Source organism: Bacteroidetes bacterium SB0662_bin_6 (assembly GCA_009839485.1).
Taxonomy (GTDB): domain Bacteria; phylum Bacteroidota; class Rhodothermia; order Rhodothermales; family VXPQ01; genus VXPQ01.
On sequence record VXPQ01000046.1, the window covers coordinates 23,212 to 44,368 of the forward strand.

Annotated in this window: 17 protein-coding genes; 13 read left to right on the forward strand and 4 right to left on the reverse strand. The window is 58.5% G+C overall.

Annotation, left to right across the window (positions count from 1 at the left end):
* The first annotated feature begins 156 nt into the window (after positions 1 to 156).
* The 10 genes from F4Y00_08100 to F4Y00_08145 all read left to right on the forward strand — a co-directional run bounded on the left by F4Y00_08100 (position 157) and on the right by F4Y00_08145 (position 13,754).
* Positions 157 to 876: an rRNA pseudouridine synthase gene (locus tag F4Y00_08100; protein MYE04915.1), complete on the forward strand. Its 720-nt coding sequence runs from the start codon at positions 157 to 159 to the stop codon at positions 874 to 876.
* A gap of 9 nt (positions 877 to 885) precedes the next feature.
* Complete coding sequence (guaB, locus tag F4Y00_08105) at positions 886 to 2,376, forward strand: IMP dehydrogenase (protein MYE04916.1); 1,491 nt, start codon at positions 886 to 888, stop codon at positions 2,374 to 2,376.
* 124 nt (positions 2,377 to 2,500) lie between these two features.
* Complete coding sequence (locus F4Y00_08110; GenBank protein MYE04917.1) at positions 2,501 to 3,574, forward strand: aminopeptidase P family protein; 1,074 nt, start codon at positions 2,501 to 2,503, stop codon at positions 3,572 to 3,574.
* Between the two features lie 165 nt (positions 3,575 to 3,739).
* Positions 3,740 to 6,241 (forward strand): zinc-dependent metalloprotease, encoded by a 2,502-nt coding sequence (locus F4Y00_08115; protein MYE04918.1) that lies wholly within the window; start codon positions 3,740 to 3,742, stop codon positions 6,239 to 6,241.
* Positions 6,242 to 6,271: 30 nt separating this feature from the next.
* Positions 6,272 to 8,590, forward strand: a complete 2,319-nt coding sequence (locus F4Y00_08120; protein ID MYE04919.1) for a heavy metal translocating P-type ATPase — start codon at positions 6,272 to 6,274, stop codon at positions 8,588 to 8,590.
* Positions 8,591 to 8,636: 46 nt separating this feature from the next.
* Positions 8,637 to 10,637 carry a hypothetical protein gene (locus F4Y00_08125; GenBank protein MYE04920.1) on the forward strand — a complete coding sequence of 667 codons (2,001 nt, stop codon included), beginning with the start codon at positions 8,637 to 8,639 and terminating at the stop codon, positions 10,635 to 10,637.
* Positions 10,638 to 10,973: 336 nt separating this feature from the next.
* Positions 10,974 to 11,225 carry an AbrB/MazE/SpoVT family DNA-binding domain-containing protein gene (locus F4Y00_08130; GenBank protein MYE04921.1) on the forward strand — a complete coding sequence of 84 codons (252 nt, stop codon included), beginning with the start codon at positions 10,974 to 10,976 and terminating at the stop codon, positions 11,223 to 11,225.
* The gene (locus F4Y00_08135) at positions 11,216 to 11,548 is read left to right on the forward strand and encodes a type II toxin-antitoxin system PemK/MazF family toxin (GenBank protein MYE04922.1); all 333 of its coding nucleotides are present in this window, start codon (positions 11,216 to 11,218) and stop codon (positions 11,546 to 11,548) included. The genes F4Y00_08130 and F4Y00_08135 overlap by 10 nt, the downstream gene beginning before the upstream one ends.
* 22 nt (positions 11,549 to 11,570) lie before the next feature.
* Entirely contained in the window at positions 11,571 to 12,275 is a 705-nt protein-coding gene (locus tag F4Y00_08140) for a DNA alkylation repair protein (GenBank protein MYE04923.1), read from the forward strand.
* Positions 12,276 to 12,401: 126 nt separating this feature from the next.
* A complete protein-coding gene (locus F4Y00_08145; GenBank protein ID MYE04924.1) occupies positions 12,402 to 13,754 on the forward strand; it encodes a sulfatase in 1,353 nt (450 codons plus the stop codon).
* Positions 13,755 to 13,775: 21 nt separating this feature from the next.
* Here the strand turns inward: F4Y00_08145 and F4Y00_08150 are convergent, their stop codons facing one another.
* Positions 13,776 to 13,961: a hypothetical protein gene (locus F4Y00_08150; GenBank protein ID MYE04925.1), complete on the reverse strand. Its 186-nt coding sequence runs from the start codon at positions 13,959 to 13,961 to the stop codon at positions 13,776 to 13,778.
* A 167-nt stretch (positions 13,962 to 14,128) separates the two neighbouring features.
* Positions 14,129 to 14,548, reverse strand: a complete 420-nt coding sequence (locus tag F4Y00_08155) for a hypothetical protein (protein MYE04926.1) — start codon at positions 14,546 to 14,548, stop codon at positions 14,129 to 14,131.
* Positions 14,549 to 15,420: 872 nt separating this feature from the next.
* Between F4Y00_08155 and F4Y00_08160 the strand changes: the two genes are divergently transcribed.
* The 3 genes from F4Y00_08160 to F4Y00_08170 all read left to right on the forward strand — a co-directional run bounded on the left by F4Y00_08160 (position 15,421) and on the right by F4Y00_08170 (position 18,719).
* A complete protein-coding gene (locus F4Y00_08160; protein ID MYE04927.1) occupies positions 15,421 to 16,404 on the forward strand; it encodes a tyrosine-type recombinase/integrase in 984 nt (327 codons plus the stop codon).
* 139 nt (positions 16,405 to 16,543) lie between these two features.
* Positions 16,544 to 17,455 carry a tRNA (adenosine(37)-N6)-dimethylallyltransferase MiaA gene (gene miaA / locus F4Y00_08165; protein MYE04928.1) on the forward strand — a complete coding sequence of 304 codons (912 nt, stop codon included), beginning with the start codon at positions 16,544 to 16,546 and terminating at the stop codon, positions 17,453 to 17,455.
* 478 nt (positions 17,456 to 17,933) lie between these two features.
* Positions 17,934 to 18,719, forward strand: a complete 786-nt coding sequence (locus F4Y00_08170; GenBank protein ID MYE04929.1) for a TetR/AcrR family transcriptional regulator — start codon at positions 17,934 to 17,936, stop codon at positions 18,717 to 18,719.
* Here F4Y00_08170 and F4Y00_08175 read toward each other — a convergent pair.
* The gene (locus F4Y00_08175; GenBank protein MYE04930.1) at positions 18,599 to 20,719 is read right to left on the reverse strand and encodes a class I SAM-dependent methyltransferase; all 2,121 of its coding nucleotides are present in this window, start codon (positions 20,717 to 20,719) and stop codon (positions 18,599 to 18,601) included. The genes F4Y00_08170 and F4Y00_08175 overlap by 121 nt on opposite strands.
* On the reverse strand, positions 20,709 to 21,131 hold the full coding sequence (locus F4Y00_08180) for an ATP-binding protein (GenBank protein MYE04931.1): 423 nt from the start codon (positions 21,129 to 21,131) through the stop codon (positions 20,709 to 20,711). Before F4Y00_08180 ends, F4Y00_08175 begins: the two co-directional genes overlap by 11 nt.
* Positions 21,132 to 21,157 lie beyond the last annotated feature (26 nt).

Here is a 21,157-nt window from a genome sequence, read left to right on the forward strand (position 1 = left end):
TCAGGATCGATATCCGCTAAAATGTCCGCCGGATTACCTGCCAAAAGGGGACAAAGAGGGCGGAAGAGTACCGCCGGTACTGCCACTGCCGGGCCGCCGGGGCGATCGGAGCCCACCGGTTCGTCCCGGAACGGAGAGGGTGCGGCAGGCAAGGGGATGCGGCTCAACCGGTATATTGCCCGTGCAGGCGTGTGTTCGCGCCGCGAGGCGGATAGCCTGATCAAACGGGGACTCGTCAAGGTGAACGGGGAGCGTGTCCGGGAATTTCATATCTCGGTGATGCCGACCGATACGGTGGAGGTCAACGGGAAACGCATCTCCGCTTCCCCCCATGAGTACATCCTTCTCAATAAGCCGAAGGATACGATTACCACGAAGCACGACCCGAAGAACCGGCGCACCGTGATGGACCTTCTGGCCCTTCCGGATGCGGACAAGGGCAGTCTCTTTCCCGTGGGCCGCCTGGACCGGGATACGTCGGGCGTATTGCTTGTCACCAACGACGGGGAACTGGCGCACCGGTTGATGCATCCCCGGTACGAGGTGGATAAACTGTATCGGGTATGCACCCGGAAGGCCGTGAAACCTCATGAGCTCGACCTGCTCAGGAAAGGCATCGAACTGGAGGACGGCTCGGCGAAGGCCGATGAGGTGGCGTACGTGGCGCTGCCCAGCCGCCATGAGGTGGGATTGCGCATGCACGAAGGCCGCAACCGGCAGATTCGCAGGATGTTCGAAGCGCTTGGCCACGAGATCACAACGCTCGAGCGCGTGAATTACGCAGGGCTTACCGCCAAAGGCGTTCGACTCGGAAAATGGAGGCGCCTGCAGCCCTTTGAGATCCGGCGGCTCAAGCGCCGGGTACACATGCAATGAATATATATCATGACGACCGACGACAAGCTGCTTCTTGAACGGCTCCGCAAGGAGGGGCTTACTTACGACGATGTGCTGCTTATGCCCCGGCATTCGTCCATCATGCCCCGGGACGTTTCCATTGAAACGATCCTGACGCCGCGTATTGCGCTGAATATTCCGCTGTTGTCTGCCGCCATGGACACGGTTACCGAGTCCGAAATGGCGATCGCGATCGCCCGGGAAGGCGGGGCCGGGGTGCTGCACAAAAACATGTCTATCGAGCGGCAGGCGGATGAGGTGCGCCGCGTGAAGCGCTCCGAAAGCGGTATGATCCTCGATCCGATCACCTTGCATCCGGAGGGTACGGTGGCGGATGCCTGCGCCATGATGGAGCGGTACCATATCGGGGGCATCCCCGTAGTCGATGCCGAGAACCGCCTGGTGGGGATTGTTACGAACCGCGATCTGCGCTTCGCGCATGACGGGCGTACCCCGCTGAGCGAGATGATGACCCGGGAGAATCTTGTGACGGCGCCTGTGGGAACGACGCTGGACCAGGCGGAGGCCCTGCTGCAAAGGCACAAGATCGAGAAGCTTCCGGTGGTGGATGACGACGGGAATCTGAAAGGGCTGATCACCTTCAAGGACCTCGATAAAAAGCGCAAATATCCCAATGCCTGCAAGGATGCGCATGGGCGCTTGCGCGTAGGGGCGGCGATCGGCGTTACGCCGGATGTGGCGGACAGGACAGCGGCTCTTGCAGAGAGCGACGTCGATTTTCTTGTGGTGGACACGGCGCACGGACACTCCAAAGGCGTTCTGAAGACGGTAGAGCAGGTCAAGGCCCTTTCGGGGGATCGGGACGTGATTGCCGGCAACATCGGCACGGTGGAGGCGGCCGAAGCGATTATCGGGGCGGGAGCCGACGCCGTCAAGGTCGGCATCGGGCCCGGCTCTATCTGTACGACCCGTATCGTGGCCGGCATTGGCGTGCCGCAACTTACAGCGATCATGGATTGCGCTGCGGTGGCGCACAAACACGGCGTACCGGTGATTGCCGACGGGGGGATCAAACAGACCGGGGATGTTCCGAAAGCGTTGGCCGCCGGGGCCGATTCCGTGATGATCGGCGGGCTTTTTGCGCGGGTGGAAGAGAGTCCCGGCGAAACCATTCTGTACGAAGGCCGCAAGTTCAAAAGCTACCGGGGAATGGGCTCCGTGGGAGCCATGGAATCGGGGTCTAAGGACCGGTATTTCCAGGATGCCGAGGATGATCTTGCCAAACTCGTTCCGGAGGGAATCGAAGGGCGCGTTCCATACAGCGGGAATCTTGCGGAAGTCGTGCACCAGATGCTTGGGGGCTTGCGGGCTGCGATGGGGTACTGCGGGGCTGCTTCCATTCGGGAGTTGCAGGAAACGGCGCAGTTTATTCGTGTGACGGGCGCCGGGCAACGGGAAAGCCACCCGCACGATGTATTCATCACGAAGGAAGCGCCCAATTACAGCACCCGGCTCTGAGTATCCGCGCGCCGGAACCCTTCGTTTGGGGCCCTCGCGGTGCCTGGCCTGGCGGGAAAACAGGCTCCGCAGAGCGCCGCTAAATAGTGGTAGCAGACCCTAACTATTTGCCGGAGTCTTTTCCGTGGACCGCATCTCTTCTCTCCGCGCCCTGCTCCGCACGTTGTCCGCGGATGCATTGTACCTGACCCATTATGCCCATGTGCGCTGGGCGTGCGGTTTTAAGGGATCGTATGGCGTACTGATCGTTCGCGCGGATGCGGCGCATTTCGTGACGGATGGGCGGTACCGTACGCAGGCGGGGGAGGAAGTCAGGGATGTGTCCGTCCATGTGATACGACCCACGCAGCGCGACGCCCTCGAGTACATGGAGGCGGAGGGGTTACTGAAGGGCGTACCCCGGGTTGCGTATGTGTCGGATCGTCTTACGGTTTCTTCCCTGGAGATGCTGCAAAAGCGTTTCCCCGGCGTGGAATGGATCGGAACGCCCGGACTGCTCAATGAACTTGTGGCCCGCAAAAGCCCGGATGAACTGAAGCGTATCCGCGCCGCCCAGGCCTTGACGGGAGAAGTGTTCGAAAGTCTGAAGCAATGGATCCGGCCGGGACGCACGGAGAAGGAAATTGCCGCCGAAATTGTGGCAGGGCACCTGCGTCGGGGCGCCGACAGGATGTCTTTCGATCCCATCGTGGCTTCCGGTTTGCACAGTGCGCTTCCCCATGCGCAGCCTACGGGCCGCCCGGTGCAGGCCGGCGACGTACTCCTGCTCGATTTCGGATGTTTTCTGGATGGATATGCCTCGGACATGACGCGTACGGTGGCTGTGGGGCCGCCGGATCCGCTGGTTCCGGAGATATACGATCTGGTGCGCTCCGCGCAGGAATGCGCGCTGTGGCATGCGCGCGCGGGCATGCCGGCCAGGGAAGTCGATGCGTTGGCTCGTGACGTGATTCGGGAAGGGGGATACGAAGAGGCGTTTTCTCATAGCCTCGGGCACGGCATCGGGCTGGAAATTCACGAATGGCCCCGCCTGTCTCGTCTGGTGGATGATGTGCTGCCGGACGGGTGTGTCGTGTCGATCGAGCCGGGCGTCTATCTGCCGGGCCGGTTCGGCATTCGTATCGAAGATGTGGTGTGCCTGCGCGAAGACGGGGTATCAAATCTTACCGATGCGTCGAAAGAATGGACAGTGCTGTAATGAAGCGGGCTGCGATCCACGCCGTGCAACAGACACAACAATTGCATATCATGCTTTTCCTTACAGGGTATTGCGGACGGTTGTTCGAAGCCCCCCCTGTTTTTTTGCCGGGCTCATTCCCTTTTTTCCTTCCACTGCCTGCCGCATTTCATTGTGCGTGACCTCATGAATCGTTTCAAGATACCTTCGTTTTTGACGCTTCTTTCTCTGGCTGTTTTGCTTGGAGGCTGTTCTATGGCGCTGCAGACTGCGGTTACGGCGGACTCTGCGTCCACGGACACGCAAGCGGCTGCCGGGCCGGACGACGAAACGAAGATGAAGAAATACTCCGAAGTCGTCAAGGAAAGCATGACCACGGACGAGGGGTTGTTTGCCGTACACCGCGATACGGAGAAAACCCTCTTTGAAATCCCGGATTCGTTGCTGGACCGGGAGATGCTGCTGGTAACCCGTATGGCGCGTACGCACGCCGGCATGGGATACGGGGGGCAGAAAGCCAACACGCAGGTGCTGCGGTGGCAGCGGCAGGGGGATAAGGTGCTCCTGCGAATCGTATCCTACGAGAGCGTGGCGAGCGAGGATCATCCGATTTACCAGGCGGTCCGGAACGCAAACCTCGAACCGGTGGTGGCCGCATTCGACATTCTGGCCAGAAACGACGATTCCACCCGGTCCGTGGTGGACGTGACCGAGCTCTTTACGACAGATGTTCGCTTTCTGGGCCTGAGTTCGTCCAACCGGGAGCGGTACGAGGTCAGGAGCCTGGACAAGGATCGTTCCTATGTGAATGGGGCGCAAAGCTTCCCCCGCAATATCGAAGTGCGCCATACGCTTACGTACGCGGCGGACGAGCCCCCCGACAATCCCTCGACCGGAACCATCTCTGTGGAGATGAACCAGTCCATGGTGCTTTTGCCGGATCAGCTCATGACGCCGCGGCCCTGCGATGCGCGCGTGGGATATTTCAATGTGGAGACGATCGATTACGGGGCGGATACGCAGCGGGCGGAGGAGAAATGCTTCATCACGAAATGGCGGCTCGAACCCAGCGATCCCGAAGCCTTTGCGCGCGGTGAACTGGTGGAGCCGGTGCGCCCCATTGTGTACTACATCGATCCGGCCACCCCGATGAAATGGCGCCCGTACATCAAGCAGGGGGTGGACGACTGGAACGTGGCATTCGAGGAAGCCGGTTTCCGGAACGCCATTATCGGCAAAGATCCTCCTTCTGTGGAGGAAGATCCGGAATTCAGCCCGGAGGATGTACGCTATTCAGTCATCCGCTATTTCCCGTCGGATATCGAGAACGCCTACGGTCCGCATGTTCACGACCCGCGTTCGGGAGAGATTCTCGAGAGCGATATCGGGTGGTACCACAATGTGATGAATCTTTTGCGGAACTGGTATTTCGTCCAGACGGCCGCCTCGAACCCGGATGCGCGCGCCGTGAAGTTTGACGACGAGGTAATGGGAGAGTTGATCCGCTTCGTGTCCGCCCACGAGGTAGGCCATACGATCGGCTTGCCGCACAACTGGGGATCAAGCTACGCGTTCTCCGTCGATTCGCTGCGGTCGCCGACGTTTACCAGTGCGTACGGCACGACGCCGTCCATCATGGATTACGCCCGCTTCAATTATATCGCGCAGCCGGAAGACGGGGTGACCCATTTCATACCCATGATCGGCGAATACGACAAATGGAGCGTTCGCTGGGGCTACCGGCCCATTCCCGGAGCAGACAACGAAGAAGAAATCAAAGCCGTGCTGAACGGCTGGGTCAAGGAACGCGCCGGCGATCCGTTGTACTTCTACGGGCGCCAGACGGGCAACCCGCTGGATCCCCGGTCGCAGCGGGAGGATCTCGGCGACGATGCGGTGGAAGCGAGCCGGCTGGGTGTTGCAAACCTGCAGCGCATCGTTCCGAACCTGATCGACTGGACCCGAGAGGAGGGCGAAAACTACGCCCAACTCGAGGAAATATACGGGGAGATAGCGATCCAGTGGAGGCGCTATCTCGGCCATGTGGCGCGCGAAATCGGAGGGGTGTACGAGACCCCGAAGACGTACGATCAGGATGGGCCTGTGTACGAAATGGTTTCGAAGGATGCGCAAACGAGGGCGATGGCTTTTCTGCACGAATTCGGATTCGATACGCCCCTATGGTTTGTCGATGAGGATATTCTTCGCCGGATCGAACATGCGGGCGCTGTAGAACGCATTCGAAGCATTCAGGCCGGTCAGTTGGACCTGCTGCTCGATCCGCAGCGGCTGGCTCGTCTTATCGAGGCGGAAGCCCGCCTTGGCGATGCGGCGTATGCCCCCCTGGATATGCTGGAAGATTTGCGAAAAGGCCTCTGGCGCGAACTGGACGCCAACGAAGCGATCGATCCGTGGCGGCGCAACCTGCAACGCGCCTATCTGGAGGACATGGAGCGGTTAATGACCCAGGAGGTCACCGCTCCGTCCGCCGCTGCGCGCCGGTTCCTCGGCTTTACGCCGGTCGACGTGAGTCAGAGCGATATCCGGGCGTACGTACGCGGCGAACTGGAAACGTTGCGTGGAGATGTACGGCGGGCCGCCCGCAGAATGCGGGACCGGCCTACGGCATTGCACCTCGAAGACGTGCTGGTTCGCATCGAGAACATACTGGACCCGCAAGAAGAATAGGGCAGCCTGCGCTCCGCTTTCCGCCGCAAAATGGCCACAGACCACTCCATCGACATTTCTTCGCAGCGTACGCCGGAGCAGGAAGTACAGCTTGGAATACGCGGCATGACGTGCGCCGGATGCGTCCTTCGCGTTGAAGAAGCGTTGACCGGTGTGGATGGGGTGGAGACGGTGGACGTAAATCTGGCTACCGAACGCGCCCGCGTACGCTACCGGGGCGGCTCCGAGCTTGTGGAGGCCATGTATGTGGCGGTCCGGGCAAGCGGATACGAGGCGATAGAGGCGGCTTCCGGCGCAAAGGCGCGTGAGGAGGCCGAGGAAACGGCTCGCGAAGCCGAGTTGGAGGCCCTGCGCCGGCGGGCGGTATTCGCGGGAGTTCCCACCGCGGTGATCCTCGCTTTGCAGATGTTTCCGATGCTATGGCCTCCGGCCGCGTCGTGGCTGCACATACTGATCGGGGAGGCGCTCCTTCTGTATATCCTGTTCGCGCTGGCCGGTATCGTGCAATTCGGGCCGGGTCTCTGGTTCTACCGGCTGGGCTGGAAAGCAGCGCGGACCGGACATCCGGACATGCATACGCTGGTCATGCTTGGTTCCAGCGCCGCCTACGGGTATTCCGTCGTGGCCATGTTTCTTCCCGGCGTGATGCCCTCAGGCGCCGACCATGTCTACTTCGAGGCGTCCTCGGCCATCATTGCGCTGATTCTGCTGGGCAAATACCTCGAAGTGCGCGTCAGGGGCCGCGCCGGCGCCGCGATGCGGTTGCTGCTCGGTTTGCAACCGGCGCTTGCTCGTGTGGTGCGCGCAGATCGCGAGACGGATATTCCCATCGAGGAAGTCGTGGCCGGCGATATCATCCTCGTGCGTCCGGGAGAGCGATTGCCCGTGGACGGGATCGTGGAAGAAGGGGAATCCTGGATAGACGAGTCCATGCTTACCGGGGAGCCGGTACCGGTCGAGAAAAAGGCGGGGGACGAGGTGGTGGGCGGCACGATCAACGGACGCGGCGGTTTTCGTTTTCGGGCTACGCGGGTAGGGGGGGATACGGTGCTGGCCCGTATTGTTCGTATGGTCGAGGAAGCCCAGCAATCGAAACCGCACATCCAGCGGTTGGCGGATCGTGTCGTAGCGTGGTTCGTGCCCGCGGTGCTCGTTGTGGCGTTTCTTGCTTTTGTCCTGTGGATGGTCATGGGGCCGGCGCCGGCGTTGCCCTTTGCCCTTGTAGCCGCTGTATCCGTACTGATTATTGCCTGTCCCTGCGCGATGGGGCTGGCTACTCCTGTATCCGTCATGGTCGGTTCCGGCAAGGCCGCCGAATTAGGGATTCTGTTTCGGGGCGCGGACGCCATAGAATCGTTGGCCGGGGTCGATACGGTCGCCTTCGACAAAACCGGCACGCTTACCGAGGGGCGCCCGCGCCTGACGGACATGATCCCTTGCGACGCATGGTCGGATGAGGAGGTACTGCGTCTTGCCGCTGCCGTGGAAAGGCGCTCGGAACATCCTGTGGGCTATGCCATCGTGGAGGCTGCGGAGGAACGGGGGATATCCGTTTCCGCAGCGACCCGGGTTCAGGCGCATTCCGGACTGGGTATCTCGGGCACGGTGGAGAAAAAAGCGGTGTACATCGGCTCCGAACGCTTTCTGGCCGCGGAAAAGGTCGATATGTCGCCGCTTGGAGGAGATATATTCCGATCCGATGCGGTGCGTACACTCCCGGAAGAGGGTAAAACCATTCTTTTTATGGCCGCGGATGGCGTGCTTGCGGCGATTTTCGGGGTTTCGGATCCTCTGAAGGAACATGCAGCGGAAAGTGTCGAGGCACTGCAGGAACTCGGGTGCCGGGTGGTGATGATTACCGGCGATGCGCCTCGCGCCGCCGAAGTTGTTGCCGGTCGACTGGGGATCGATGAGGTATCCGCAGATATTCTCCCGGATAAGAAAGCCGACGCGGTGCAGCACTACCGGCTGGAAGGGCGCCGCGTGGCGTTCACGGGGGACGGCATCAACGATGCGCCGGCGCTGGCCCGGGCTGATGTAGGCGTGGCGATGGGGACGGGTTCGGACATCGCGATCGAATCCGGAGACGTGATTCTCATGTCGGGCGATCCAAGGGGGCTGGTTAACGCCCGTGCGCTTGCGCATAGCACGCTCCGCAATATCAAACAAAATCTTTTCTGGGCATTCGCCTACAATGTGGCGCTTATTCCGGTAGCCGCCGGGGTGTTGTATCCGCTCACCGGCCATCTTTTGTCTCCGGTGTTTGCCGCCGCCGCAATGAGTTTGTCCAGTGTGTTTGTTTTGTCGAATGCCTTGCGCCTGAAGCGTTTTCAGGCGATTCTGGGGTGAGGGATGATACGTTCTATCCGGAGAGCCGGATAACAGGACCGGGACCATGATATCAGGAAGAGAGCAAACGAATCCGGTGCGCCAGGTTATCATCGTGGTTGCCATGGCAGTTGCCGTGCTCTGCGGGGCAAACCGTGCGCACGCCCAGCAGGGAGATTTGGACGCAGGCGAACCCCGCACGGTACGGATGATCTACTTTCTGCCGAATGATCGCCCTTTCCGTGCAGATGTAGTAGAGAAGATGAAAGATGAGATTCGCAACGCACAGGCTTTTTATGCCGACCAGATGCGCGCGCACGGATACGGAGGCAGAACATTTCGCTTTGAAACGGATGCCCACGGTGAGCCACTGGTCCACTGCGTGGCCGGGCAACATTCCGATAGCCACTATCTTCGTAATACGGATGGCAGGGCAATCCGTGAGGTTAAAGAGATATTCGATCTTAATGCAAATGTTTACGTCATCGTCGTGGACCATAGTATAAATGCTCTCGCGAAGGCCCATGGACCTGGGAGGGAAAGCGGGGTGCGGACGGCAAGGGGCAGCGGAGTGCAGACGGGGAAAAACAGTGGCTATGGGTTGATCGTCCGCGGATTTAATCTCGATTTGCTGGCCCATGAGCTTGGGCATGCTTTTGGGCTGTGGCATGATTTTCGCGATCAGGCGTACATCATGTCGTATGGCGCAGCGCGTGATAGTTTATCCGCGTGCAATGCCGGTTTTTTGGCTGTGCATCCCCACTTCAATACAGCCATTCCCATGGACGCGGAGTCGTTGCCGAGCATCGAATTTGTTTCTTCGTCCGCCTATCCGGCAGGTTCAAGGAGCGTTTCCGTTCAAGCCGAACTCAGCGATTCGGGAGGTCTTTATCAGGCGATCCTGCTGGTCAGAACCCTAAAACCGCACTTTGCTTCAGGATTACTTGAAGTAAAGGCATGTCGTCGATTAGCAGGCATACAAAATGATGCAGTCGAATTCGATTATGACGGCGCCATTCCTTCTGCTCACGGTACAAATCTTTCCCGGTCATCCAGGCATTCGATAGTAGCAGACGTTGTCGATACGGATGGAAATGTGGGGAGGACCTCCATGGTTCTTTTGGAAATATCGCCGAATCATATTGCCCGTCTTGACGGGCATACGAGTATTGTTCGCAGTGTCTCTTTTTCACCGGATGGGGCGATTCTTGCTTCCGCCTCATCGGACAGAACGATCAGGCTCTGGGACGTGATGAAACGCGAACAGATAGCTGCCCTCGAGGACACGAATCGGGTGCATTCTGTGTCGTTTTCGCCCGATGGGGCCCTACTCGCTTCCGCCTCCGGAAATGTCGATTTATGGGATGTGAAAAAACCGTCGCGTATCCCGGTTGGTCCACTCGAACATGCTTTGCCTGTATCCGTATCGTTTTCGCCTGATAATGCGCTCCTTGCTTCCGGGTCGTTGAGTGATCACACGGTCAAGTTGTGGAGCGTAGCACAACAAGCACACATCGCCACCCTTGCAGGACATGAGAGCCAGATCCATTCCGTGTCTTTTTCCCGTGACGGTGCGCTTCTTGCTTCCGCCTCCCGGGATAAGACGATCAGGCTCTGGGACGTAGCGACAGAGAAAAATATTGCCATCCTGCGGGGACACACGAGTGGGGTCAGTTCTTTGTCGTTTTCCCCCGATGAAAGGACGCTGGCCTCCGGATCATGGGATAAAACAATCAGGCTTTGGGATATTGTGACGGAAAGCCATATCGCTACGCTTGAGGGGCATGCATCCCTGGTTCATAGCGTGTCGTTTTCGCCCGATGGGACCATACTTGCTTCCGGGTCGGAGGATGGAACGGTCAAGCTTTGGGATGTGGAGACAAACGAAAACATTGCCACCCTTACAGGCCATACGGCCAATGTCTCAACGGTGGCTTTTTCGCCCGATGGGACTGTTTTAGCCTCCGGATCCTGGGATGACACGGTCAATTTGTGGGATGTGTTCGCGTGGACTTCGGCAGCGACGGACACTGCGAGCACCGGGAGCGAGGAGCCGCCCGTACGATGATGCTTGTCAAGTGAGTTTGGGAAGGGGAGGGGAAGGTAATGGCGCCATGGTTCTGTCACGGCCCCAACGCGCCGATGGGTAATGACTGAACGGCATAAATGACGAAAGTACGACGGCAGAAAAAACGTATTCTCAACGGGTGAAATGGCGGGTTTTCAACGGGTGAAATGACGAACCGATATTACGGTGCTTCAGCGGAAAGTGCCAACAGGAGCACTGTAATGAGTTTTTTCGGTATCGTTTTGCCGTTGAACGCCTTACGGTTATTGACACGAACCACTTTAGTAATTACTTTGTACCCACTTTACACATGACTTCAACCAGCGAGGGCTAAAAGTGAAGGTTAAGATTATCCCGATCGGAAACTCACAGGGAATTCGCATTCCTAAACCGCTTATCGAAGCGGCAGAGCTTCAAGGGCCCCTTGAGATGCGTGTTGTGGAGGAGGGGCTTCTTATTGAGCGTGTCTCGACACCGCGCACCGGATGGGTTGATGCGGCAAAAAAGATGCGTTCAAGGGGAGAGGATGACCTTCTTGACGCCCCGGTCCTTTCTGAGTTTGACAAATCCGAGTGGGAATGGGAATGAGCAGTCCGAGACGGGGAGATGTGTATCTGGTATCGCTGGATCCCACACAAGGCCAGGAAATAAAGAAGACGCGACCATGCGTGGTTGTGTCTCCCGATGAACTCAATTTTCATCTCCGAACGTTTCTCGTAGCGCCGATGACCACAGGCGGTCATCCGTATCCGTTCCGAATCCCTTGCAGGTTCCAGAACAAGGGGGGCTTCGTTGTGGTGGACCAGTTACGGACTATAGACCAAAGTCGGATGATTCGATGTATCGGAAAAATGTCTGCTCCCACGATGTCCAAGGTGCTTAATGTGCTGCAGGAAATGTTTGCACCGTAACATTTCCGGGCGATTTTTCACCATGACCCTTGCAGAAATACAGGCCCGGCTCGAGGCAGCGGGCAATGCCGACATTGCGGCCCACTCGGCGCGCTTTTTTCGCACCGGCCCGGGCGAATACGGGGAGGGCGACCGGTTCCGGGGCATCCGCGTACCGGTTCTTCGCAAAATGGCCCGCACCTGCGATGCGGCGGATATGTCCGTGGTGGAGCAATTGCTTATGTCTCCATGGCATGAAGACCGGCTATGCGCGCTCCTGATGCTCGTCCGGCGGTACGAACGGGGCGACGACGCGCAAAAGGAAGCGGTATTCGCTTTGTATCTGAAGCGGGTCGAGTACGTCAACAACTGGGACCTGGTCGATTCTTCTGCTCCGAAGATCGTCGGGGCCCATCTCGAGTCACGGGAGAAGCGCCTGCTTTTCGACTGGGTCCGCGATGAGAGCCTCTGGAAACGCAGAATAGCCGTCCTTGCCACCTATTGGTACATCAAACGGGGCAGGTTCGACGAAATTCTGGCCATGGCCGAACAACTTCTTGACGACGACCAGGACCTGATGCACAAAGCGGTCGGGTGGATGCTGCGCGAAGTGGGGAAGAAGGACCTTGCGATGGAGGAAGCCTTTCTGAACCGGCACTACCAGGACATGCCCCGGACCATGCTGCGCTACGCTATCGAGCGATTCGAAGAGAAAACGCGCAAGGATTACCTGGAGGGGCGGATCTGAATGTTCGATATACTATACGAGGTTCGAGGGGGTCGCCCCGGGCCTTTTCCCTGGCCTCTTTTCGCCCTTATGCTCCTTGCCGCATGGGCGTCGGGGTGCAGGGGGGCTGAGCGTCCGGAGACGCCCATGCCCCCACCCAACATCGTCTTTATCTATGTAGACGATCTCGGGTGGCGCGATGTGGGTTTCAACGGGAGCACCTGGTACGAAACCCCGAATATCGACCGGCTCGCTGCCGGGGGTATGATTTTCACCGATGCCTATGCCAATGGACCGAACTGCGCCCCGAGCCGCGCCTCGCTAATGTCGGGGCAATACAGCCCCCGGCACGGCATTTACACAGTGAATTCTCCTGAAAGAGGCCAGTCCCGAAATCGCAAACTCATCCCGACGCCCAACACGACAGTGCTCGACAGCACGGTCTTTACCTTAACCGAGGCCCTGCAGGCCGCCGGGTATACGAGCATCAGTCTTGGAAAATGGCATATGGGCCAGGGGTCGGCGACGGGGCCCGTGGGGCAAGGCTTTACCTACAACGTCGGCGGGAATCAGCGAGGGCATCCTCCCACTTATTTCAGCCCGTATCGCAACGAAGATATTGCCGATGGCCCCGAGGGTGAATATCTGACGGATCGGCTCACGGAGGAAGCCGTTCGATTCATAGAGCAGCACAAAGCGGGGCCGTTTTTTGTCTATCTCCCGTACTATGCTGTGCATACCCCCATTCAGGGCAAACCTGCCCTGGTGGAAAAGTATGCCGCCAAGTCGAACGAGGGTCCACAGAACAACCCGATGTATGCAGCCATGGTGGAAACCGTGGACCAGGGGGTAGGGCGTATCCTGGCAACGCTGGACGACCTGGCGATCAGCGAGCAGACCCTGGTCGTGTTTTATGCCGATAATGGCGGGGTTCATGGGATCACGTCTATGGCGCCGCTACGCGACGGCAAAGGAACCTTGTATGAGGGGGGCATCCGCGTGCCGCTTGCCATGCGTTGGCCGTCGGTCATCGCGCCCGGTACGCAAAGCCGCGTGCCCGTTATCGGCATCGATTTCTTTCCGACGTTTCTGGAGATCACGGGGCAGCCCGGACCGCCTTCCCAAATACTGGACGGCGAAAGCCTGATACCGTTGCTGAAGCAGACCGGAACACTAACGCGCGACGCCCTCTTTTGGCATTTCCCGGCCTATCTGGAAGCTAACCCCCAATGGTATCCAAACGGTCGTACGTGGCGAACCACGCCGGCAGGCGCCATTCGCCAGGGCTCCTGGAAGCTCATTGAATACTTCGAGGATGGCCGCCTGGAACTGTATGATCTGGGAAGCGACCCGGGAGAAACCAGGAATGTCGCTGCGCAAAACCCGCAAACGGTTGAAGCCCTTCATCGCCGGCTTCAATTATGGCGGGAATCGGTGCACGCCCCGGTTCCGACCACATTGAATCCCGACTATGTGACTCCTGGAAACCCGGCGCTATGAGCCTATGAAAGCTGTCTGACGTTACTCGCCGGAAGCAGCGTAACCGCCGAACAAGTGTCCTTCAATGTGCGCCAAGCGGATATCCATGCCTTCGACCTTGTTTTCCAGCTTTTCGATCCGATCCGGAAGGCTCCAGAAACGGACGATTGCAATGGCGCATCCTGAGATCGCCACGATCAACCCTGCAATTGCGGCGGCGAATTCCATGTGTTCAAGCACGGCTTTCGGGGATGGGGTGAAAAATGTATACCGGAAACGTCGTTTGGTTTCACTCCTGCCCGTAAATGGGGTGTTTTCCTGCGACGTTGCTCTTTAGACACATTCGCCGGCACATATTTCATTGAAGGTTTTATGAATAACTCCGGATACCCTTCTCAGCCTGAACTTTCGGACTCCTCCGGATCCTTGTCCGCCACGGCCGCTTTATGCAGGAATACGTAACTCCACACGAGGAGCGCCAATAACACGGCTGCATACAGCGCTATAAGGGGAGGGGGGATGGATTCGAGGGTGCCGTGTTCTAGTTCCAGCCAGCTTCTCACATCCGGAAATCCTCCAAACGCCATCACGGCTACGACGATGATCGCGAGGCCGCACAAGACCACATATACCCTTGCCGCCTTGTGCCATAACGGGTGCGCATAAAACAACCCGATTCCGATCAGCAACACAAGCAGGTTCGCATCGAAACCGACGCGTCCTTCGAACAATGCGAGCACCCATTCCGTAACGGTTTCGGCACTGAGTACGATTAGGAGGAGGCCCAAGGCCTTGAGCATGAACCGTTCTTTCATCTTTTTCGAGGAGATCCGGGACCGTGGGCGTGGTGGGTATCGTGCAAGGGGTTGATGCGTAACCCCTCGCCCACAATGGTTTTACGATCCTGCAAAACTGCAAATGTTACGACAATGAGAATGACAGATAATACGGTTTTCCCCGGAAACCTTTTAGGGCCTGTTAATACTATGCAGCGGCGCTCTGCGGGGTCTGTTTTCCTGCCAGACCAGACGCCCGCCATGTTCCGGGGAAAAATATACGGCGCTTCCGGGATCAGGATAGCGCCTTGCACGGTATAGCCTCTTGCGTACGTTTTGCCCGGTGCATCGCTAATCGTATTCCTTGTTTTATCGAACGGCAATGAACCTGACAGAAACCATTCAAGTTGCGATCGTATCCGTTGCATCTCTTTCGATGCCGGTGATTCTGGGGTATGTTCTGTACGCAATCCGAGACCTCCGCCGGGACTTCCATCGGGACTTTTCCGCCATTCATTCCTGCCTGGGGCGGATCGAGGGACATTTGTTCAGGCAAGCCGCAGGAGCGCCCAAACCCGGATCGGGCGGATAACATCCGGTATTTCGCCTCGAATCGAAAAGGCAAAGACTTGCAGGCGCACGCTCCGTACAGGAGGGAGGCCCCGCATCTCCCGAAAAAGAACAAAAACCCCTTGACAAACCCATACCAGAGGCCTTATACTGTCTCTACTTCCGATAACAGTTCTTATCGGAAGTAGAATAAGGGTGTTTCGCTGGGTTAGCGGAAGAATAATGCGGGGATTTTCGAGGGGCTATCGGTACTCCCCTAATGCATTCGCAGCGTTTTCGGGCGTGATATAGCGTCCTTTCACCCTTCCATGCACATACTACACAGGGAACTATAAAGGAAAATGAGCTACTCGGGTTCGGAATTTTCCCCTACCGCCTTGATGGATGTCGCCACGGGCATCATCCGTCCGGATGCGAACCTCATCGAGGCATTTCTGGATCGTTACGACCGTCCCCAGACGCGCAAGGCCTATGGAGACGACTTGTCTTCTTTCTTCGGGTCCGACTTTGTGGACACCGTTACGGTACGCGACCTGTCCTTTACGGATATCAACCGGCACATCGCGGAAATGGAGAAAAATGGCTATAAGCCGGCCACTATCAAGCGGCGAATTGCAGCCATTCGGGGGTTTTGCGAATGGCTTGTGGCCCTTGGCATATTGTCCAGAAACCCGGCAAGCCGGCATGTACTGCGCCGTATCCGCAAATCGGGCGGCCGCGACCGCACCCATGTGGTTTTGACTGCCGAGCAGGCCCAGCGGCTCATCCAGGCGGCAACGCATCCTGGTCCGGACGGCAAGCAGGCTCATACGGCTCCGCGGGATCGGGCGCTCCTGCTTACTCTCCTCCACTGCGTGCTGCGCCGCTCGGAAGCCGCCGCCATGGACATACAGCATATCCGATCGCTCGGAAACTACTGGGTGCTCGATCTCCCCGATACGAAGGGCGGCGCCGACCAGTACGTCAAAATCCCCGAACATGTCGTGGAAGAGATCGAACGCATGAAAACCTACTATGGGATTACGGATGGTCCTCTCTGGCGCTCCCTGAGCAACAACAGTTACGGCCGGCGCCTTTCAGAGCGTTCCATTTATGGCATTGTGGATCGTACGGCGCAGCGAGCCGGGCTCCCGCAGGAGATCGGGGCGCATTCGCTGAGACACACCGGCTGTACGCTGGCCATCGAGGCCGGCGCTTCCATCCAGCAGGTGCAGTCGCATGCCCGCCACAAGAAAATCGAAACGACCATGGTCTACGTACACCAGCGCGACCGCCTGCGCGACAGCGCGGCAGATTACATTCATATTGAGAAGGAAGGTGATTGAGCGCTTATGCACAGGTATGAATGACCCCGCCTGGTTTCGGGCGGCCTGTATACTCCCGGCGGTTTTTGATTTGAATTGCCTATAACTTTCCCCTACCCCGCCGTCTACGGCAAAACAGGTTTATTGACTCGTAAATATAATGGATGTTATACCTGTTATAACCGGTCCTACTTCAGTGGGCAAGACAGAGTTATGCATAAATCTTTCAGTATTACTTGAATCGGAAATCATTTCTGCGGACAGCCGGCAGCTATACCGGGAGCTTACCATCGGGGTTGCCAAGCCCGACAAGGATATACTGGAGCGAATCCCGCATCATTTCATCAACGAGCGGTCCCTTGAAGAGCCCTTTTCGGCGGGTATGTTTATGTCCGAAGCGCTCGACCGTATTGCAGAGATTCTCGACCGGGGCCGGATCCCCCTCGTTACGGGCGGCTCCACCTTGTATCTGCGAGCCCTCCGGTACGGCCTTGCCAATATCCCCGACATCCCTCCTTCGGTACGCGCGCATATCCGGAGGCGCCTCGACCAGGAAGGCCCGGAGGCGATGTATGAGGTCTTGCGGCAGGTCGATCCACGCGCCGCTGCTACCATGGACGCCACCAAAACGCAGCGTCTTGCCCGCGCCCTCGAGGTATACGAGGCGACCGGCATCCCTCTCAGCCGGTTTCACGAGACGCAGGCGCCTCCTCCCTATGCGTTCCGTACGGTCGTTTTACAGCGAAATCGAGAGGAACTCTATGCCCGCATCGAGCGCCGAGTGGACGAGATGCTGGTTACCGGTCTTGTCGACGAAGTACGCGGCCTCCTCGAGGCAGGATACGATCCCGGACTCAATCCGCTGCGCACGATCGGCTACCAGGAGCCTATCGCTTTTCTGAAGGGGGAAATCACGGAAGACGAAATGGTGCGTTTGATCAAGCAAAACACGCGCCGCTACGCAAAACGGCAGGAAACATGGTTTCGGGGCGACCCCGAGGCGATTTTCGTGGATGCGGCCCAGGATGCGCAGGCGCTTCTGGCTGCGGTACGGGAGGCGCTGGGCCTCTGAGGCAACTATGCTCGTCTTATCCGGTCTCGCCCGCTCACTTTTGATTGAAACGGCGCCTCTCTCGTTCGATTCGTAAGACGTAATCTGTGTTACAGGGCGTGTAGAGCGCCTGAGAGCGTCCCCGTCACTATACAGCACCCCGGGATACGTCGCCCGAAGCGAAGCTCCCTTGGCAACCCCGACCGCCCCGGTACGCCTTTCTTCCTTGTAACTAACGAGGGTGCGTCGGGCTGTCTGGCGCGCTCTACCGCCCTTCGTCACACTGCGCCTCCTGGGACACTCCACCTGAATCAAGCCTTGGTATACCGGCCTGTATACCAGCATTCCCGGGCAGGTATACCCGGCGGTATACCGCGAACGGATTCGTGGTATACCGATTAGTATACCAGGGGAACTGTAAGTAGACCGATCAGTATACTTACAAAGCCTATAAGTAGACCGACCGGTCTACTCTCGAGGGATCCAAGGGGAAATTGGGATGAAACGATCTCAAATGGACAATATGATAGTCGATGCGCAAGGAGAACAACTGCGTGCGGATATTCTGAACGCGGCGGCGACACTGTTCGGAGAATACGGGTACAGGGCGGTCGGCGTGGATGCGATTGCCGGGGAAGCAGAGGTGGCGAAGCGAACGCTGTACCGGTATTTCACGTCCAAAGACGAGCTGGTGCTCGAATACCTCGGGATAGAAGCAGCCCATATCCTGACATGGCTTGAGAAGAGCACGGAAAATGCGAGAACCCCGCTGGAGAAATTAAAGGCCTTCTTTTTTGCACTCGCTGAACGAACCGGCTCGCCCCATTGCCGGGGATGTCCTTTTCAGATGGCCCTGGGCGAATATCCTGACAAGGATCATGCGATAAACAGGCTGGCCCGCAGGCATAAGGAGGCGATACGGACCGAACTGGAGAAGTGGTGTACTGCGGCGGGCTTCCGGGATATTGTCGGAACCGCACATCGCCTGTATTTGCTTATGGAAGGCGCCTGGGCGTATGCCCGTTTGCACGGAGCATCCCCTGTACAGGTCCCTGTCGAGCACAGGGTCGCGGCGCTGAATCATGCGGTCATTCTTCTGCTCAGCGGCGGCCTCTATGCGGAAACGCTGATCGCCACAGCAAGGCCCGGCGCACGCTATCGTTCTTATCGGCCGGAGGACGCTGAAGAAGAGCCGGTCGAACCCGAGACCCTTTCCTTGTTTGGGAGCGCTCCTCCGCTTTCAGGCGCTGATTTCTCCCCCCCTTCCACTACAAAAAGCGATTGACGGTCCACGCATCGCCGGGTACGCTGCGCATGGACTACGTGCGCGCCGGCCTCCTGGAAACAGGCCAGCCATTCGGCGTGTGTCCGGAAACGCAGCGGTCCCTCCTGCATAGGCGCGGCCTTTTCCGAGCGCAGACGGTTCGCCAGGCGATCCAGCCTGTGAAGCAGCGCCAACTCCCATTTCCACACATAGGTCGACTCGAGGATTACTGTGCGGCGGCTGACACGCAGCGTTTCACGGAGCAGTTCGTCCGCATGTCCGGCGTGATGCAGGACGAAAACCAGCAGGGAAGCATCAAAGGCTCCGGAAGCGTAGGGCAGGCGTCTCCCTTCGTACACGTCCAGTGGAAGCGAGGTCCTGTTTTGATTGAGGATATCCACCAGTTGTATTTGTCCGCCAAGGCGTTTGCCTAATTTTTCTCCCACATAACCCTCCCCTGCCCCCACATCGAGCACCGACTGCCCCTTCTCCAGAAAACGCGCCATGAGGGCTGCTTTTCGGGCGGCGCGAGCCCGCAGCAAGAGGTCTGTGAGGGCGCGGCGATAGCGGCAGGCGGCCAGGACGGACCATCCCCCCCACCCTGTCCAGACCCATATCCAGTAGGGTCCGCCGGTATAGAGCAGATAGGTGCCGAGCGCGCACACCGAAAGCCAGTACCAATGCCAGGAGGGCCGTTCCGCCGGAGCTGCAAGTACCAGCACGCCAAGCAGGTACCAGGGATGTACGGTGGTGGCGAATACGAGGAAACCGCCTGCCGCCCAGACAAACAGGGGCCGCAGGCCCCGGTTCTCCTGCAGGAAGTATCGCCGGGTCAGCCATGTTTGACAGCCGGTTCCGGCTGATCGGGGCCATGTTTGCCAGCCGTTTCCGGTTGAGTTGGGCCGTGTTTGCCAGCCGGTTCCGGCTGATCGGGGCCATGTTTTCCAGCCGTTTCCGGCTGATTTGGCCCATGTTTTCGAGTTGGCGCCAGCCGATTTCGGACGCTGTGCGTACAGCATCGCCAGTCCGGCAAGATATAGCGCAGCCAGGGCCGGACCGAGCAGCTTGCTCAGATCCATTCCGGTCAGCAGGGCCAGGAAATGCTTTATGCCGTAGTACAGGCCGGCATTGAATTCGAAAAGGCGCACATAGAGATTCAGCGACGAAAGTATTTTTCCTATCCCCTCCGGATGAAAGAAGGGCAGTGCGGGAAGAAACGCTATCCCAAGGCCCGCAGCGATGCTTTTCCAGCCGAAGCGGCGCCAAAGAAAGGGAAACAAAAGAAACGGGTAGAGTTTGACGCCGCCGGCGCAGGCCAGCCAGACGGAAGCCCATACCCCCCGCTTGTTCTTCAGCGCGAACAGCATAAGCGCCAGAAACAGCACCATGGCCGCTTCGCCGTGCCCCTGACCGGCTCCGGCAAGCACGACCGCCGGATTCCATGCGTACAGCAATAACTGCCGGGGGCGGAGCATTCGGCTCAGTACAAGGACTGCTCCGAATTCGAAGAGCGCCAGGAGCCCTTTGATGACGAACCAGGATACTTCCCAGCCCCGGTCGTAGAAAACGGCCCCGATCCGGAAAATGAGCTGGGATACCGGGGGATATACCGTGTAGACGCCGGGCGAATTGAGTTCGTCGTATACGGGCTCCTCGCGCAGCGCCTCCAGTTCCGGGCTGTCGGGCGTATGCAGATAGGGGTTATATCCCTCCGCCTGCACGAGACCGTCCCACACGTACCGGTAGGCGTCGTCGGAAAGGCCCGGCGGCAGCCAGAATACGGCCAGCCGCAAGACGAGCGCAAAGACGATCACGAGGTGCATCGGCACATCCCCCCGTTTCCAGAGCAATGCGCAGATTGCGCCCGCGGCAAGTGCAGCCACGACGAATCCCCCGCGGGTTCCCGGGGCGGCGGCCCACCATGCCATGCCGCCCATAGCCGCGGCAAGCAGCAGGAGAAGGAGCCAGGTGAGGCCTGAGGGCTTAGGGTCTGTTAGCACTATACAGGCCCTAGCCGGCATGGAAGATCAAGCGCACCTTCCTGCCGTCGTTCTCGAACAGGACCTCGTCGGCCATGGATTGCATGAAGAGCAGGCCGCGGCCTCCCTCCTGCAGGAGGTTTTCGCAGGCCCGCGGATCGGCAGACGTGGTGGGATTAAAACCTTCTCCCTCATCCTCTACAGCGACTTCGATGCGCTGATCCACCGCTTCCATTCGGAAATGGACCTGCTTCGCCGCATCGAACCGGTTTCCGTGCTCGATCGCATTGGTAACGGCCTCCACGGTCAAAAGAACGATATTATAGGCAAGCTCTTCATCGCGCACGCGTTCCTGGAGAAAGGCTTCCGTTTCGGAGACAATCCGTTCGATGCTCTCCCGGTCGCTGGTGAGCACCCGTTCCATTACTCCTGGATTCAACGGCTTGTCATGCATGGGATACTCTGATTAAGTCCACGAAG

Excerpts from the sequence above, each read along its gene's own strand:
- F4Y00_08100 (MYE04915.1), top strand. The coding sequence starts at position 157 with ATGCGGCTCAACCGGTATATTGCCCGTGCAGGCGTGTGTTCGCGCCGC.
- guaB (MYE04916.1), top strand. The coding sequence starts at position 886 with ATGACGACCGACGACAAGCTGCTTCTTGAACGGCTCCGCAAGGAGGGG.
- F4Y00_08115 (MYE04918.1), top strand. The coding sequence starts at position 3,740 with ATGAATCGTTTCAAGATACCTTCGTTTTTGACGCTTCTTTCTCTGGCT.
- F4Y00_08120 (MYE04919.1), top strand. The coding sequence starts at position 6,272 with ATGGCCACAGACCACTCCATCGACATTTCTTCGCAGCGTACGCCGGAG.
- F4Y00_08125 (MYE04920.1), top strand. The coding sequence starts at position 8,637 with ATGATATCAGGAAGAGAGCAAACGAATCCGGTGCGCCAGGTTATCATC.
- F4Y00_08135 (MYE04922.1), top strand. The coding sequence starts at position 11,216 with ATGGGAATGAGCAGTCCGAGACGGGGAGATGTGTATCTGGTATCGCTG.
- F4Y00_08140 (MYE04923.1), top strand. The coding sequence starts at position 11,571 with ATGACCCTTGCAGAAATACAGGCCCGGCTCGAGGCAGCGGGCAATGCC.
- F4Y00_08145 (MYE04924.1), top strand. The coding sequence starts at position 12,402 with ATGCCCCCACCCAACATCGTCTTTATCTATGTAGACGATCTCGGGTGG.
- F4Y00_08150 (MYE04925.1), bottom strand. The coding sequence starts at position 13,961 with ATGGAATTCGCCGCCGCAATTGCAGGGTTGATCGTGGCGATCTCAGGA.
- F4Y00_08155 (MYE04926.1), bottom strand. The coding sequence starts at position 14,548 with ATGAAAGAACGGTTCATGCTCAAGGCCTTGGGCCTCCTCCTAATCGTA.
- F4Y00_08160 (MYE04927.1), top strand. The coding sequence starts at position 15,421 with ATGAGCTACTCGGGTTCGGAATTTTCCCCTACCGCCTTGATGGATGTC.
- miaA (MYE04928.1), top strand. The coding sequence starts at position 16,544 with ATGGATGTTATACCTGTTATAACCGGTCCTACTTCAGTGGGCAAGACA.
- F4Y00_08170 (MYE04929.1), top strand. The coding sequence starts at position 17,934 with ATGAAACGATCTCAAATGGACAATATGATAGTCGATGCGCAAGGAGAA.
- F4Y00_08175 (MYE04930.1), bottom strand. The coding sequence starts at position 20,719 with ATGCCGGCTAGGGCCTGTATAGTGCTAACAGACCCTAAGCCCTCAGGC.
- F4Y00_08180 (MYE04931.1), bottom strand. The coding sequence starts at position 21,131 with ATGCATGACAAGCCGTTGAATCCAGGAGTAATGGAACGGGTGCTCACC.